Source organism: Comamonas sp. BIGb0124 (assembly GCF_003752175.1).
Taxonomy (GTDB): domain Bacteria; phylum Pseudomonadota; class Gammaproteobacteria; order Burkholderiales; family Burkholderiaceae_C; genus Comamonas_F.
Genome location: NZ_RJVF01000009.1, coordinates 52651 through 67767 on the forward strand (window position 1 = coordinate 52651; position 15117 = coordinate 67767).

Consider the following 15117-nt stretch of genomic DNA (forward strand, 5'->3'; position numbering starts at 1 on the left):
TCACCCAGCCGCCCACCCGGAGCGCCTTTGCCATGCGTATTGAAACCCTGCGGACCTATGTCGTGAACGGCCTGCGGGCCAATCACGTGTTTGTTGAAATCGGCACCGATGCCGGCATCGTCGGGTACGGCGAAGGCACCGTCGAGTTCCGCGAGCTGGCCGTCGAGGCCGCCATTCACCATGCCGCCGGGTACCTGGTCGGGCAGGACCCCTTCCGCATCGCCCTGCATGTCGAGAGGCTGACCCGCGAGAGCTACTGGCGCACGGGCGTCATGCTGCGCTCGGCCCTGTCGGCGATCGAAGTGGCCTTGCACGACATCAAGGCCCGTGCGCTCGGCATTCCGGTCTACGACCTGCTGGGCGGCCGGGCGCGCGACGATGTGCGTTGTTATGCCAATGCCTGGTTCGGCTCCGCCAAGACGCCCGATGAATTTGCCCAGGCCGCCCGCGAGACCGTTGCGGACGGTTTTGTCGCGCTGAAGTTCGATCCCTTCGACAAGGCCTGGGGCACCCCCGACCGGGCCGAGCTGATCGCAGCCTACGACCGGGTCGCCGCCGTGCGCGATGCCGTGGGCGACGAAGTGGAGATCATGATCGACGGTCATGGACGCTTCGAGGTCGCGACCGCCATCACCGTGTCGCGCGAACTCGCGGCCTTCCGCCCCTACTGGTTCGAAGAGCCCGTCTCGCCCGAAGACATCGCGTCGCTGGTCCAGGTGCGGCGCCGAAGCCCCATCCCCATCGCCGCCGGCGAACGCATCTACGAACGCTCGCGCTTCATCGAACTGGTCGAGCGCGAGGCGGTGGATTTCCTGCAGCCCGACATCTCGCACGTGGGAGGCTTGAACGAAGCGCTGCTCATCGCCGGCCACGCCTGGGCGCGCGGCATTCCGGTGGTGCCGCACAACGCCATCGGTCCGCTCAATGCCGCGGCGACCCTGCATTTCGCAGCGGCGGCGCCGGCTTTTCCGTGGCTCGAGACCTTTGTGCGCAAGGAGCCTTTCATTCCGCCGTGGCGCGACGAGTACGTCACCGGCGAGGTGCTGGCCAAGAACGGCCGCATCGTCATTCCGGATGCGCCCGGCCTGGGGGTGACCCTGCACCCCGAGGGCTGCCTGGCCCACCCGTACACGCCTCGCAACGTGCAGCACTTCCGCCGCGAGTAACCGTCAGGCTTCGGCCTTTCGCCTTTCGCCTTTCGCCGTTCGTCCTCCCGGTCTTTCCGGCGGCTGCGGCCTACAGTGCACCGTTCCGGCGCCTGCTGCCGCCATCGGGCCGTGCGCTGCACCAAACCGGCGCAGCCTGCCGCAGCGCGAAGCACCAAGGCGTGCTGCGCTTTGCCCGGCCGGCCTTCCGTTTCCACCTCTCTCCCGGGTGTCGGCCCGCGCGGTGCCGGGCCCAGGCTGCCTGGCATGTTTCATGCTCTATGCACATTGTTCAAGTTACTTGAATCATGTGAATTGTGTTTGAAATCCATCAGAGAGGATGTCGTATGCGTCTGGGTCAACGAGCGTTTGCAAGAATGGCTATCGGTCTTTGCGTCGGAGTGTTCCTGGCGCATGCCGGCGCCGCGGATCTGCTGGACAAGGTCAAGGAAAAGAAGCTGCTCACCTTGGGTACCGAAGCGCAGTTTGCGCCGTTCGAGTCCATGGAGAACGGCAAGATCGTCGGCTACAGCACCGATCTGCTGGCCCTGGTGATGCAGGATCTGCCGGGCGTCAAGGCCGATCGCAAGGATGTGCCGTTCCAAGCCATCCTGCCGGGCCTGGCGGCTCGCAAGTTCGACTTCATCGTGACCTCGGTGACGGTCACGAAAGAGCGCGACGACAAGTTCGCCTTCACGCTGCCGATCGCCGAAGCCACGGTGGCCGTGCTCAAGCGCAGCGACAACGCCGCCGTGCAGAAGCCCGACGACCTGAGCGGCAAGGTGGTGGGCTCGCAGGCCGGATCGGCGCAACTGAAAGTGGCACGCGAGTTCGATCAGAAACTCAAGTCGCAGGGCAAGCCGGGCCTCAAGGAAATCCGTGAATACACGTCGTTCGACGAGGCCTATGCCGATCTCGCGGCCGGCCGGCTCGATGCGGTGACGCAATCGCTTTCCAACCTCGGACCGCTGGTCAAGGCGCGCCCGGATGTGTTCTCGGTGGTGCAGCCGGCCATCGGCCCCAAGACCTACTACGCCTGGGTGGGCCGCAAGGATGCCGACAGCGCCAGCCTGGTCAAGCTCTTCAGCGACGGCATTGCCAAGGCCAATACCGGCGGCCAGATGAGCCAGCTGCAGACCAAGTGGTTCGGCTTCACCATGAGCGTGCCGGCCGACCATCTGCCCAAGCCCGAGATGTGAGAAGACAAGACCGACTGAGCCTGGAGCGCGCCCGATGACGTCTTTTCCGACCCGTTTGCAAACCTATCTCGAGCCCCTGGCATCGGGACTGGCGGTGACCGCCGGCCTGTCTGCCACGGCCATCGTGCTGGGGTTCGTGCTGGCCTGCTCGCTGTACCTGCTGCGTACGCGCCTGGCCGGCGGGGCGGTGGCGGTGGGTGTGTATGTGAGTTTCTTCAGAGGCACGCCGCTGCTCGTGCAGGTCTTGATGCTGTTCTACCTGCCCGGCCAGTTCGGCATCGACGTCGATCCCTGGGTGGCGGCGATCGGCGTGCTGGCGCTCAATTCGGCTGCGTTTCAGAGCGAGATCCTGCGGGCCGGATTCCAGTCGATTCCGCCTGGGCAGATCGAGGCGGCCCAGATCTTCGGCCTGAGCCGGCAGCAGATCTTCCGTCACGTGCAACTGCCCCAGGTGGTGCGGCTCACGTTCCCGGCGCTGGTCTCCGAGTCGATCGACATCATCAAGGGCTCGGCCGTGATCTCGGTCATCGCCATCACCGACCTGATGCGGATCGGTCGCCAGCTGAGCGCCACCAGCTACCGGCCGCTCGAAGTCTATCTGTGCGTGGCCCTGGCCTATCTGGTGCTCACGAGTCTGGTGGCATGGGCGGGCAAGCGGTTGAGCCATTCGTTTGCGCAGGCGAGGTAGACATGGACTGGAATCTCATCGTTCAAATCCTGCCCGCCTTTGCGCAGGCCGGTGCCATCACGCTGCTGGTCTCGGCCGGGGCGGTGCTGGTGGGCGTCGTGCTGGGCTTCTGGCTCAATGTGGTGCAAGACACCTGGCTTCCGTTTCGCCGGTTCTATTCACTGTTCGTCTGGTTCTTCAGGGGCACGCCGTTCCTGATCCAGTTGTTTGTCTTGTATTACGGCTTCCCTCAGATCGGCATCACCTTCTCGCCGATCGAGGCGACGGTGATCGGCCTGGGCATCTACAGCTCGGCGTATTTTGCAGAAATCTTCCGGGCCAGCTGGCAAGGCATTCCGGCCGGCCAGGTCGAGGCGGCACGGGTCTTTGGACTCGACCGCTGGCAGACGCTGCGCCACGTGCAACTGCCGCAGGCGCTGCGGCTGGCCCTGCCGCTGATGACCAACCAGTTCATCCTGGTGCTGAAGGAGTCGTCGGTGGCTTCCATCATCACCGTGCCCGAGCTCACCATGCGTGCCGGCACGGTCGTGGCCGAGACGTTTTCGTATGTCGAGCCCTACCTGCTGCTGGGCCTGATCTATTGGGTGATCGCCCTGGCGCTCAGCCGGGTGGGGTTGCTGGCCGAGGCCCGGATGTCGGCGCATCTCGTTGCAAAGGTTTGATATGGACAAAGTCACGATCCCGATGATCTCGATGCGCGGCGTGGGCAAGTCGTACGGCAGCCACCAGGTCCTGCACGACTTCAGCCTCGACGTCATGCCCGGCGAGGTCGTCAGCCTGATCGGCCCTTCGGGCTCGGGCAAGACGACGGCCTTGCGCTGCGCGAATTTTCTGGAAACCTATCAGCAGGGTGAAGTCCGCATCCGCGGCGCCCTGCTGGGTTACGAAGAAGGCCCGGCCGGCCAACGCCAGCCGGCCAGCGAACGCAGCATTGCCGAAGTGCGCTCGCCGCTGGCGATGGTGTTCCAGCAGTTCAATCTGTGGCCCCATCTCGACGTCATCGACAACATCTGCCTGCCGCTGACCGTCGCCCACCGCGTGCCGCGCGACAAGGCCGAGGCCCGTGCCGCCCAGGCCCTGGAGCGGGTGGGGCTGTCCGCCAAGGGCAAGGCCTTTCCGCATCAGCTCAGCGGCGGGCAGCAGCAGCGTGTGGGCATCGCCCGTGCCCTGGCGGTGAAACCTCAGGCCATGCTGCTCGACGAACCGACCTCGGCGCTCGATCCGGAGCTGGTCGACGAGGTGCTGTCGGTCATCCTGTCGCTGGCTGCCGATGGCATGACCATGGTCATGGTCACCCACGAAATGGGCTTTGCCGCGCGGGTCTCCGACCGCGTGGTGTTCATGGAAGCCGGCCGCGTCGTCGAATCCGGACCGCCCAAGACCCTGTTCGAGAACCCCGAAACCGACCGCCTGCGCGCCTTCTTGAAGACCTGGCGGCAACGCAACGGCCTGAGCGTCGGCACCGCACAGCAGGAGCTGCCGGCATGAACGCAACCCCGCCCATTCGGAACGGCAACCTGGCCCATCCGGACGCCATGCGTTTCGTCGATGGCGAACGGCTGATCGCGCACCTGGTGCGGCTGGCCTCTTTCGGCGGAGGCGAGGCCTTGAACGACGGCGTGCGGCGCGAGACGCTCACCCCGCAAGAACTGGCCGCCAAACAATGGCTGTGCAGCCTGTTTGATGCGCCCGGCTACCGCTGGCTGCAGGACGACGCCGCCAACCTCATCCTGCGGCGCGAAGGCCGCGAGCCCGTTTTGCCGCCCGTGCTGGTGGGCAGCCATATCGACACGCAACCCGTGGGCGGCTGGCTCGACGGCGCCTACGGCGTGATGGCCGGCTACGAGGTCTGCAGGGCGCTGGACGACGCCGGCATCCGCACCCGCCGGGCGATCGAAATCGTCGCCTGGACCAACGAGGAAGGCTCCCGCTTTGCACCGGGCGCCATGGGCTCGAGCGCCTTCGTGCAGCCCGCGCTGCTGGACAGCCACCGGCAGCGGCGCGACGCCCAGGGCGTGCCGTTCGGCGACGCCCTGGCGCAGGCGCTGCAAGGTCTGCCGGATCTGCCCCGGGCCGCGCTCGGCCGCGCTGTCCATGCCTACCTGGAGGCGCATATCGAGCAAGGCCCGGTGATGGAGGCCGACGGCCGTGTGCTGGGCGTGGTGGAAGGCATTCAGGGCGTGCGCTGGTTCGAAGTCACCGTGCGGGGCCGCGGCGCCCACGCCGGCACCACCCCCGAATCCGCGCGCCAGGATGCCCTGCTGGCGGCTGCCCAACTGATCGCCGACCTGCACGAATCGGTGCTGGCCTTGGGCGACGACACGCTGCGCTGGACCGTCGGCAAGCTGGAGGTGGCGCCGGGCTCGGTCAACACCATCGCCGACCGGGTCGTCTTCAGCATCGACCTGCGCCATCCCCGCCGCGAGCGGCTCGACCAGATCGAGACGCTGCTCGCCGAGCGTGCCGCCCGCCTGTGGAGCGGTTGCCCGGTCGGCGTGAAACGCGTCATGGACAAGGCCCCCACCGTCTTTCACCCGATGGCCGTGGCGGCCGTTCAGGCGGCCGTGGAGGCCACCGGCGAGCCGGCCTGCCGCATCACCTCGGGCGCTTTTCACGACGCCATGTACCTGGCCTCGGTCGCCCCGGCCGCGATGCTGTTCGTGCCGAGCATCGGCGGCATCAGCCACCACCCCGACGAAAACACCGCGCACGAGCACCTGATCGCAGGGGCCCGTGCCTTGACCGCAGCCGTGCTGAAACTGGCCGACTGATCCCCTCGCTAGATCCCGTTCAGAAAGGAACACCATGTCTTGTCCCCAATGCGGCGGCAGCCACGAAGGCCACGCCATCCCCGACAACCGTCATCCCGCAGGCACCAACCCCAGCCTGGGCACGCCGATCTCTGCCGACGGCACCCCCGAACTCGGCCGCACCTACGAGGTGCCTGCCCGCCAAGGCAAGGCCGTGAGAGTGGCGCGCGGCCAGACCCTGCGCATCGTCAACACCCACGGCACCCAGGTCTGCGACATGTGGGCCTTCAATGCAGAAGACGTGAGCGAGCACCTGTCGATGGAGCACATGCGTGCCTGGATCGACCGCATCAACCCGCGCGCCGGCGACACGCTGGTCACCAACCATCGCCGCGCCATCCTGAAGTTCGTCGGCGACACCTCGCCCGGCGTGCACGACAGCCTGATCGCGCCCTGCGACATCCATCGTTACCGCAACCTGGGCGTGCAGGGCTATCACGACAGCTGCGCCGACAACCTGCGGCTGAGCCTCAAGGCGATCGGCCTGGTCAGCACCGAAGTGCCCGATTCGCTCAACCTGTGGATGAACATTCCCTTCAATGCCGAAGGCACGATCCAGTGGCTGCCCACCGTCAGCAAGCCCGGCGACGTGGTCGAGTTCGTGGCCGAGATGGACTGCATCGTGGCGATGTCCGCCTGCCCGCAGGACGTGATCGCCATCAACAGCAACGACCCGCAGCCGGTTCATTTCTCGGTGACCGCCTGAGGCGGTAAAGTGCCCCGTCGGCATCCCCGCCTTTCCATTGGCCCTACGAAGTTCCACCATGTCCTCTGAATCCCATCCTGACGCACAACACCTGGGAATGCGCATCCGGTTCGCCAGGAACTGCAAGGGAGAGACGCTGAAGAAGGTGGCACAGGCGGTCGGCTGCTCGGAGAGCATGCTGTCGAAGATCGAATGCGGACTGGCCAGCCCCTCGCTGAACATGCTGCATCGCATCGCCAAGGCGCTCGATACCAACGTGGCCGAACTGACCACCGTGATGCCCGCCGTCGACAGCCCGGTGCAGAAGAACAACCAGCGCGCCGTCGTGAGTTTCGACCACGGCGGCCGGCCGGCCAATCGGCGCATCCGGCTCGAGCGGCTGGTGCCCGTCCAGCGCGGGCAGCTGCTGCAGGGCGATATCCACATCCTCGAGCCCAAGGCCAAGGTCGCCTTCAGCATTTCGCATGTGGGCGAAGAGCTGGGCTACGTGCTGCAGGGCCGGCTGGTGCTGACGCTGGACGAACAGTCTTACGAACTCGAGGCGGGCGACTCGTTCTACTTCTCGAGCGAAACGCCGCACAGCTACCTCAATCCCGGCGACGAGATCGCCAAGGTGCTGTGGGTCAACACGCCCGCGACCTTCTGAGAACCGCCGGCATCCGCCGGACCCATCCCCTGCCCACCCTCTCCATGTCCACGACCCCTTCTTCATCGGCGCACCTGCCGCGCTTCTGCGGTGTGCCGACCTTCATGCGGGCCCCCCTGGCCAGCGATCTCGACAGCTTCGACATCGGCCTGGTCGGCGTGCCCTACGACGGCGCCCTGACCCTGCGCCCCGGCGCCCGCATGGGGCCGCGCGAGCTGCGCAACGCCTCTTGCATGATGCGCAGCATCAACCAGGCGACGCGGATCGACCCCTTCAGCCTAAGCCGTGTCGCCGACCTGGGCGACGTGCCGTTCTCGAGCCTGTTCGACGTGCCGCAGGCCCATGCGCAGATCCGCGAGTTCCTGGCCCCCTTCTTTGCCGCCGGCAAAAAACTCGTGATCGCCGGGGGCGACCATTCCATCACCTTCCCCGTGCTGCAGGCCCTGAACCCGGCGCAGCCCGTGGGCCTGATCCACATCGATGCGCACACCGACACCTGGGACGCCTTTGCCGGATCGAAATTCAGCCATGGATCGCCCTTCAGGCGCGCGCTCGAAGCCGGATTGATCGATCCGAAACGCATGGTGCAGATCGGCATTCGCGGTGCACAGAACACCGAAGAGGGCTGGCAGTACTCGCTCGACCACGGCATCCGTGTGATCTTCATGGACGAGGTCGAGGCCATGGGCATTCCCGCCGTGATTGCCGAAGCGCGGCGTATCGCCGGCACGGGGCCGGCGTATCTGTCGTTCGACGTCGATGCCATCGATCCGGCCTTCACGCCGGGCACGGGCACGCCCGAAGTGGGCGGCCTGACCTCGCGCGAAGCCTTGCAACTCGTGCGCGGCCTGCGCGGCCTGGATCTGGTCGGCGCCGATGTGGTCGAAGTCTCGCCGCCCTACGACGTATCCGGCAACACCGCCCTGGTCGGCGCCACGCTGATGTACGAACAGCTTTGCCTGCTGGCAGAAAACCTTCAGGCCGATCGGGCTTGATCGGCCCTGGCGCTTACTGCTTGGGTTCGCCCACCGGGTCTTCGTGCGGAATCACCGGCGGCACGCCCTCGCTGGGCGGCACGTCTTGGGTGCGGTGTCTTTCGTTGTCGCGGCCCTGATCACGGCCCGGGTTGTCGTCCGGATCGTCTTCGGTCTCGTCGTTCGACTTATCGTCGTCGTCGTCGTCGATCGCGGGCTGGCCGGGCACCGGGGCATCGGCATGGCCCGCGTTTGCCTGCGCTTGCGCTTGCGCCTGTTGCGTGGGGTTGTGCGACGTCAAGTGCAAAGGCTCGCCGACCGGCGTCGTGCGGCCCGGATCGCGGATGGGATCGATGGGCGGATCTGCCGGATCGATATCGCGCTGGGGCGGGGTGTTTTCGCCCGGATCGATCGGCACCTCGACCGGCGGCTCGCGCTGCGGTTGAGGAAAATCCGGGGTGGTCGGTGTCGGGGGTGGGCTGCTCATCAGTTTCTCCGGTTGGCTCGCCCGGTGGGGCGAGCGGGTACACATCACTTGACCAGCAAGGCCTTGCGATTGATCGTGGTCTTGGCCAACTCCGTCAGCTTGATGTCGGTGGCCTTTTCTTCTTCGAGCGTGGCGTGCAGCGTGCTGGCCGCCACGTCGTGCCCCAAGGTCTTCGCCAGGGCCACCAGGGTGCCGTAGCCCGCGATCTCGTAATGCTCGACCCGTTGGGCTGCACCCACCAGCGCCACGTCGCGCACGGGGCCCTTGGGGATCTCGTCGATGATTTCCTTGGCCTCTTCGACCAGGCCTTCCATGGCGGCGCACTTGATGCGCTTGAGCTTGAAGTTGCCCGCCTCGACCACCTGATCGATGCGCTCGAGCTGGCCCTGGGTTTCTTCGAAGTGCTGCTCGAAAGCGGCGATCAGCGCCGGGTCTTCGGCCGCGCGTGCCATGCGGGGCAGGGCCTTGGACAACTGCTTTTCTGCGCTGTTGATGTCGGACAGCTCGTGAATGAACAGATCCTGTAGGGTCTTGATGGGCATATGTGCCTCCTGGGCAGTTGGGTACTCATTGTTCTCCCGTGCTCGCAGGCTGCATGAAAGAGAATGCGCCGGTTGCACGGGGGTGAAGGACTACCGGCCGGCTCAATTCCCCACGCTGCCGGTGATGGGCAGCACGATGCCCGTGATGTAGCTCGCGCAGCACGGTGCGGCCAGAAACACGTAGGCCGGCGACAGCTCTTCGGGCTGAGCCGGGCGGCCGATATCCGAATGCTTGCCGAAATCGCCGATCTTGTCGGCCGGCTGGTCCGCAGGATTGAGCGGCGTCCACACCGGGCCCGGTGCCACGGCGTTCACCCGGATGCCCTTGTCCACCAGGCTGGAGGCCAGCGACAGCGTGAAGGCATGGATCGCGCCCTTGGTCGAGGCGTAGTCGAGCAGCGTCTTCTTGCCCCGCAGCCCCACCACCGAGCCGGTGTTGACGATCGATGCACCCGGCTTGAGGTGCGGCAGCACCGCCTTGACCATGTGGAAGTAACCAAAGATATTGGTCTTGAAGGTTTCCTCGAGCCGCTCTTCGGTGAGGTCGAGAATGGATTCGGCGTGTTCCTGGAAAGCCGCGTTGTTCACCAGAATGTCGAGGCGGCCGAACGTGTCCACGGTCTGCTCGGCAGCGCGCTTGCAGAATGCGCTGTCTTTCACATCGCCCGGAATGAGCAGGCAGCGGCGGCCCTCTGCTTCGACCGCGGCCTGGGTCTCGCGTGCGTCTTCGGCTTCTTCTTTGAGGTACACGATGGCCACATCCGCGCCTTCGCGTGCATACAGCACCGCCACGGCCCGGCCGATGCCCGAGTCGCCCCCGGTGATGATCGCGGCCATATCCTGCAGCTTGGCGCTGCCGCGGTAGTGTTCGGCCTGGTAGCGCGGCTTGAGCGCGAGATCGGCCTCCAGGCCCGGTTTGTCGAGGTGCTGGGCGGGCAGCGGGTTGGTCGGCTCGTCGTGGTGCGGGCCCGGAATGGCGGATTCGGGCAGTTTGTCGCGGCTTTCCTGCTGGCCGTTGTCGATCTTGTCCTGCTGTTGCTGAAGGCGGCGATGGTGCTGTTCGGTGGTGGCGGTCACGGGATTCTCCTGGTTCGTCCAGGGCCAGCGGGCTGGCCCCGGGAAGGTCGGTTGGCGAAAGAGCGATCTCTTACGCTACCCCTCGTACCGGTTCCGCTCCGTCTGCTGAGGTCTTGCAGGCCTGTAGTCCCGAGTCAGCTTGGGCTGCCATCCCTATGGTGATAACGCCCATCCCCCCGATGCAGCACGTCGTCTTGCGGCAGCACCGTGCCGGGCTCCAAGGCCGGTAAACCTGTCACACGGTCATACAACGGCGCGAAATCGATCGCGGCCATCTGCAGCAGTTCGTCGAGGCTGCGGATCACGAAGTAGGTTTCTTGAAAATCGTCGATGCGGTAGTCGGTGCGCATCACACGCTCCAGATCCAGACGGATGCGGTGGGGCGAGGGACTGTCGAGGCAGAACTGGGATTCGGTGTACGACGATGCGATGCCCGCGCCGTAGATGCGCAGCCCGTCGGACTGCTGCAGCAAGCCGAATTCGACCGTGTACCAGTAGAGACGGGCGAGCTGCGTCAGACAGCCCCGCTGCCGGGCTCTCAGGCCGCCCTGGCCATAGGCCTGGATGAAATCCGCGATCACCGGGTTCATCAGCATCGGCACGTGGCCGAACACGTCGTGGAAGACATCCGGCTCTTCGAGGTAATCCAGCTGCTGCGGCGAGCGGATGAAGTTGCCCGCCGGAAACCGCCGGTGAGCCAGGTGGTCGAAAAACACGTCGTCGGGCACCAATCCGGGCACGGCCACCACCTGCCAGCCCGTGCGCCGCGACAGCACCTCGGACAGCCGCCGGAAATCCGGGATCTCGTCCGCCGACATCGGCAGATCGAGCATGCCCTGCACGAACTCGTCGCAGGCGCGGCCGGGCAGCAGGCGCGACTGGCGCTCGAACAGCGTTTTCCAGGTGGCGTGCTCGGCGGGGCCATAAGCGGCCCAGCCCTGGTCGATCGTCCAGTCCGGGCTGTGGGGCGGGGCCAAGCCGCCTGCGGCCAGGCCGTGCAGAGGAGGAGGGGTCATGTCTTGTCTCCAGCCAGCCTCTTGCGGCCCTGCGGCGGGCAGAGGCGATCATGGTTTGTGTGAATGACAAGTTTCTCGCCGCGTGCGCACAATTTGCTCTCGAAATCGAGCCAAAGGACGCCCCGCCATGCAACCTTCTCTCACCGAAACCGAGCACGACGAGACATCGTTGCATCCGTCGGCGCTCGACCGGCTCGATCGCCACATCCTGGCCCAACTGCAGACCGACGGGCGCATCACCAACCAGGAGCTGGCGCGCCAGGTGCACCTGTCGCCCGCGCAGAGCAATCGCCGGCACCGCAGGCTGGAGCAACTGGGCTACATCCGCCAGTACGAGGCGCGGCTGGACGCCGCCATGCTGGGCTATGGCGTGACGGCCTTCGTGCAGGTCGGCATCGAGCGCGGGCAGATGCGGGCGCTGCAGAATTTTCAGCAGACGATCAGCGACATGCCCCAGGTGCTCGAGTGTTATGCCGTGTCGGGCGATTTCGACTATGTGTGCAAGGTCGTCGCCAGCGACCTGAAGGCGCTTTCGGACTTCTTGCTGGGCACGCTGGCGCAGATTCCGGCGGTGAGCAATGTGAAGTCGAACATCTGCCTGAACGAGCTCAAGTGCACGGCGGCGCTGCCGCTGTAGTGCCGCTGTAGGGCGGGCTGCCCCCGCCGATCAATCCTTCTTCGCCACGGCCTTGGCCAGGGCGGAGAGGCGCTCCTTGGGCAAGTGGTCGAAGTAATCGGCCAGCGCCTTCTTGACGGCATTTTCCACACGGGCGTCGATCAGGCATTCGAGGGTGCGGGCGTCGGGGGCGAGATCGGCCTCTTCAAAGCTCGCTTCGAGGCGAGCGACGATCTCTGAATTCATCGAACGGTTGTTGACTTTGGCCGCCGCATTGATGCGATCACGCATGCCGTCCGGAAAACGAACGATGTAGCGTTGCTGGGTCTCGCTCGGATAAGGCTTCTTCTTCTGCATAGGCCCGCATCGTGATGCCTACTCGGAATACTTTCAATAATGCCTAGTTGACATAAGAGTCGGCTGGGCATAGATTCCAATATGCCAAGTCGGCATATAGAGGACCAGTCATGATGCTTCATCTCCAGGGAAAACCGCCCATTCCGAGTCGCGATGTGGGGCGCTTGAGTGCAGGGACGGACGCACCTTCAACACAGCATTCATTTGTCGGCGGGGAGGCAGCATGAGCGAACAACTCGATATGCCCGATGCCATTCTTGAGGACCTGCACCACCTGAAGGCCGTGCTCACCACGCTGGGCTATGCATTCGGCGGCGATTGTCCAGCCGATGAGCGGCCCGAGGAACTGCAGTTGTGCCTGGTCATCCAGTGGGCCTGCAAGGTTGCGGACCGTGTCTATCGCGCCGCCAGCGAGGACTCGGCGACCGACGGTTTTCTGAGTGCGGAATTGATGGAAGTGAACGCCTTGCTGCGCCTGTTGGATTCCATGAACGTCGCGCTCGATATGAAGATCGCGTTCAACGACGCGATCATGAGCAGCTACATCGATGCACTGGTGAACTGCGTGGAGAGGGCGTTGAGGCGGGTGGGGGATGAGGCGGCGATCTAGGCGATCTAGAGCAGCCTCGCCTCGCAGGGCTCATGGGGGGCCGTTCAGCCAGTCCTGCTGTGACGCCATGAGTCGCTGCAGATAGTCCAGCACCACCCGGATCCTGGTGGAATACTGCAGATCGTAGTGAACGCTGATCCAGAGATCACGGGTCACTTTGGCTTGATCCGGCAGAACCGGCACCAGTTTCTCCGGATCCGTGACGGAGAACTTGGGCAGCAGCACCAGGCCCAATCCCGATTCCGCTGCCGACCGCTGCGCCAGCATGCTGTTCGACTGGAAACGCATCGGGGGGCGGACAACCACGTCGTCGAGCCACCGCACGGCCTCCAGTTGCACAAGATCCTCGATGTAGCCCACAAACTGATGGTTGGTCAGATCGGCCAAATCGGTCGGCGTACCGTGGCTCTCGAGATAAAGCGGCGAGGCGTAGAGGTAAAGGGCAAAAGTCCCCGCAGCCGCGCAGGTGAGTCCCTGCCCCTCGGGCTTGAAGAAGCTCACGAAGACATCCGCCTCGCGCCGGCTGACATTCACAACCGACGACGAGGTGACGAGTTCGATTTGCAGACGGGTGTAGTCGCGCAGGAAGGGTTCCAGGTTTTGCGCAACGAAGGTGGTGCCGATGCCTTCCATCATCGCGACCCGTACCGTGCCAGAAGGCTCACGTTCGGAACCCCCGCCGAGTTTCTCTTGCAGGGACAGCACGGCCGCTTCCATCGCGTCGGCCTGCGTGGCCAGAACATGCGCCAGCTCGGTTGCCTTGAGGCCGGCGCGCCTGCGTTCGAACAACGCACCGCCCACACACAGTTCCAACTGCGCCAATCGCCGGCTGACAGTGGAATGGTCGATGCGCAACTGGCGCGCCGCCTGGGCCAGGCTGCCCATGCGATGGATCTGAAGGAAAAGCCGCAGGTCGTCCCAATCCAGGTCCGACAGCGGGAGCTTTTTAGTCGTCATGGCGTGCCTGCAAATTCGCACATGAACCGGTGCAAAGCCCGAGCGCGATGCGAAATGGGTTGTGCGGCAAGTTTCAAGGTGATGAGAGAGAGAGAAGTCCAGAGCCGACTGGCCATACCGCAATATCGCAATGTCCATGCCAATGGCGTTGCCGGCACCCATCAGGTCGCCAATCTGCCGCCGCGCCCGCATGGTGTTTCCCCATCACCCTGCGGGGCTTGTTGTCGGTGGTCAGTCGAGTCGAATATCCAGCCGTTTGACGAGGGCGCCATACACCTGTCGCTCCTCGGTCTGCAGTTTGCGCAAGGCCTCGGAAGACGTCGGTTCAGGCCGGGCGCCCTGCACGCGAAGGACTTCGAGAAAGGCCTTGTCCTGCATCGCCGCATGCACGGACGATGTGAGTTGTTCGACTCGGTCCGCTGGGGTCTTGGCCGGTGCGTAAAGCGCTTGCCAGAGCCCCATCGAGAGATCCACGCCCAGCTCCTTGAGCGTCGGGACCTGCGGCAGGAGTTCCAGGCGGGCCGGTGTGGCGCTGGCGAGAATCTTGACTCGCCCGTCTTTCGACGCGGCATCGGCGGCACCCGCAGGCACAAACATCATGTCGACCTGATTGCTGAGGACAGCCTGCACGGCCGGCGCCTGACCGGAAAACGGCACATGCAGCAAGTCGAGCCCCAAAGCGGCTGCGAGGCGCTCCATGGCGAGGTGAATGATGCTGCCGACGCCCCAACTGGCATAGCTGAGTGAGCCTGGGCGGCTTTTGGCCAGTTTGGCCAAGTCGGCAATATTGCCCAGTTGAGAGAGAGTTTTGCCGACCATCAGGACAATCGGGATGTTGGTCACCAGGCTGATGGGGGTCAGGTCCTTGTCGGGGTTGTACGGTAGTTTTCTGTAGATGAATTCGATGATGGACTGGGTGTCCACGATGCCCATCAGCAAAGTGTTGCCATCGGCCGCCGAGCGTGCCACATAACCCGCGCCGATACTGCCGCCCGCGCCGGGACGATTCTCGACGATCACCGTCTGGTTCACGAGACCGCCCAGCGGTTGCGCAAGTCCACGTGCCAGCACGTCGTTGACGCCCCCTGGATTGAAGGGCGACACGATTCTCAGCGCTTGGCTGCCGTGTGCGGGTCTCCACGGCGCTTGGGTGGCAGCCACGGCGGCGGATGCCAATACTGTTTTGATGACGGACCTTCTGGTAAGCGACATAGTTCCTCGAAGCATGTTGTTGAGATGACGGACGTGCCTGCCTGCAAGCGCTCTTGAGCGGCGTCGCCTTGCGGG

At 64.9% G+C, this 15117-nt stretch carries 18 protein-coding genes; 11 read left to right on the forward strand and 7 right to left on the reverse strand.

The window, feature by feature from the left end; genetic code table 11:
* The first annotated feature begins 32 nt into the window (after positions 1-32).
* The 9 genes from EC845_RS06475 to speB all read left to right on the forward strand — a co-directional run bounded on the left by EC845_RS06475 (position 33) and on the right by speB (position 8189).
* Complete coding sequence (locus tag EC845_RS06475; protein ID WP_123296428.1) at positions 33-1166, forward strand: mandelate racemase/muconate lactonizing enzyme family protein; 1134 nt, start codon at positions 33-35, stop codon at positions 1164-1166.
* A 356-nt stretch (positions 1167-1522) separates the two neighbouring features.
* Entirely contained in the window at positions 1523-2344 is an 822-nt protein-coding gene (locus EC845_RS06480) for a transporter substrate-binding domain-containing protein (RefSeq protein ID WP_233597964.1), read from the forward strand.
* Between the two features lie 34 nt (positions 2345-2378).
* Complete coding sequence (locus EC845_RS06485; RefSeq protein ID WP_123296430.1) at positions 2379-3032, forward strand: amino acid ABC transporter permease; 654 nt, start codon at positions 2379-2381, stop codon at positions 3030-3032.
* Positions 3033-3034: 2 nt separating this feature from the next.
* Positions 3035-3694 (forward strand): amino acid ABC transporter permease, encoded by a 660-nt coding sequence (locus EC845_RS06490; RefSeq protein WP_123296431.1) that lies wholly within the window; start codon positions 3035-3037, stop codon positions 3692-3694.
* Between the two features lies 1 nt (position 3695).
* Positions 3696-4520: an amino acid ABC transporter ATP-binding protein gene (locus tag EC845_RS06495; protein WP_123296432.1), complete on the forward strand. Its 825-nt coding sequence runs from the start codon at positions 3696-3698 to the stop codon at positions 4518-4520.
* A complete protein-coding gene (locus tag EC845_RS06500) occupies positions 4517-5803 on the forward strand; it encodes a hydantoinase/carbamoylase family amidase (RefSeq protein WP_233597965.1) in 1287 nt (428 codons plus the stop codon). The genes EC845_RS06495 and EC845_RS06500 overlap by 4 nt, the downstream gene beginning before the upstream one ends.
* 34 nt (positions 5804-5837) lie before the next feature.
* Positions 5838-6548, forward strand: coding sequence for a DUF1989 domain-containing protein (locus EC845_RS06505; protein ID WP_123296433.1), 711 nt, complete (start codon positions 5838-5840; stop codon positions 6546-6548).
* Positions 6549-6606: 58 nt separating this feature from the next.
* Positions 6607-7194 carry a cupin domain-containing protein gene (locus EC845_RS06510; RefSeq protein WP_233597966.1) on the forward strand — a complete coding sequence of 196 codons (588 nt, stop codon included), beginning with the start codon at positions 6607-6609 and terminating at the stop codon, positions 7192-7194.
* Between the two features lie 44 nt (positions 7195-7238).
* Positions 7239-8189, forward strand: a complete 951-nt coding sequence (gene speB / locus EC845_RS06515) for an agmatinase (protein WP_123296435.1) — start codon at positions 7239-7241, stop codon at positions 8187-8189.
* Between the two features lie 13 nt (positions 8190-8202).
* On the opposite strand, the gene EC845_RS06520 is transcribed toward speB, so the two are convergent.
* The 4 genes from EC845_RS06520 to phhA form a co-directional block, all read right to left on the reverse strand.
* Positions 8203-8655 carry a hypothetical protein gene (locus EC845_RS06520; protein WP_123296436.1) on the reverse strand — a complete coding sequence of 151 codons (453 nt, stop codon included), beginning with the start codon at positions 8653-8655 and terminating at the stop codon, positions 8203-8205.
* Between the two features lie 44 nt (positions 8656-8699).
* Entirely contained in the window at positions 8700-9197 is a 498-nt protein-coding gene (locus EC845_RS06525) for a ferritin-like domain-containing protein (RefSeq protein ID WP_123296437.1), read from the reverse strand.
* 102 nt (positions 9198-9299) lie between these two features.
* Entirely contained in the window at positions 9300-10274 is a 975-nt protein-coding gene (locus EC845_RS06530; protein WP_123296438.1) for an SDR family oxidoreductase, read from the reverse strand.
* A 134-nt stretch (positions 10275-10408) separates the two neighbouring features.
* On the reverse strand, positions 10409-11290 hold the full coding sequence (gene phhA, locus EC845_RS06535; RefSeq protein WP_123296439.1) for a phenylalanine 4-monooxygenase: 882 nt from the start codon (positions 11288-11290) through the stop codon (positions 10409-10411).
* Positions 11291-11459: 169 nt separating this feature from the next.
* On the opposite strand from phhA, the gene EC845_RS06540 reads away from it, so the two are divergent.
* Complete coding sequence (locus tag EC845_RS06540; RefSeq protein ID WP_370451289.1) at positions 11460-11927, forward strand: Lrp/AsnC family transcriptional regulator; 468 nt, start codon at positions 11460-11462, stop codon at positions 11925-11927.
* 30 nt (positions 11928-11957) lie between these two features.
* Here the strand turns inward: EC845_RS06540 and EC845_RS06545 are convergent, their stop codons facing one another.
* Positions 11958-12263, reverse strand: coding sequence for an Arc family DNA-binding protein (locus EC845_RS06545; RefSeq protein WP_123296441.1), 306 nt, complete (start codon positions 12261-12263; stop codon positions 11958-11960).
* A 223-nt stretch (positions 12264-12486) separates the two neighbouring features.
* Between EC845_RS06545 and EC845_RS06550 the strand changes: the two genes are divergently transcribed.
* Positions 12487-12873: a hypothetical protein gene (locus tag EC845_RS06550; protein ID WP_148077260.1), complete on the forward strand. Its 387-nt coding sequence runs from the start codon at positions 12487-12489 to the stop codon at positions 12871-12873.
* Between the two features lie 30 nt (positions 12874-12903).
* On the opposite strand, the gene EC845_RS06555 is transcribed toward EC845_RS06550, so the two are convergent.
* Positions 12904-13992: a LysR family transcriptional regulator gene (locus EC845_RS06555; RefSeq protein WP_158615645.1), complete on the reverse strand. Its 1089-nt coding sequence runs from the start codon at positions 13990-13992 to the stop codon at positions 12904-12906.
* A 69-nt stretch (positions 13993-14061) separates the two neighbouring features.
* Positions 14062-14991 carry a tripartite tricarboxylate transporter substrate binding protein gene (locus EC845_RS06560; protein WP_158615646.1) on the reverse strand — a complete coding sequence of 310 codons (930 nt, stop codon included), beginning with the start codon at positions 14989-14991 and terminating at the stop codon, positions 14062-14064.
* Positions 14992-15117: the final 126 nt, after the last annotated feature.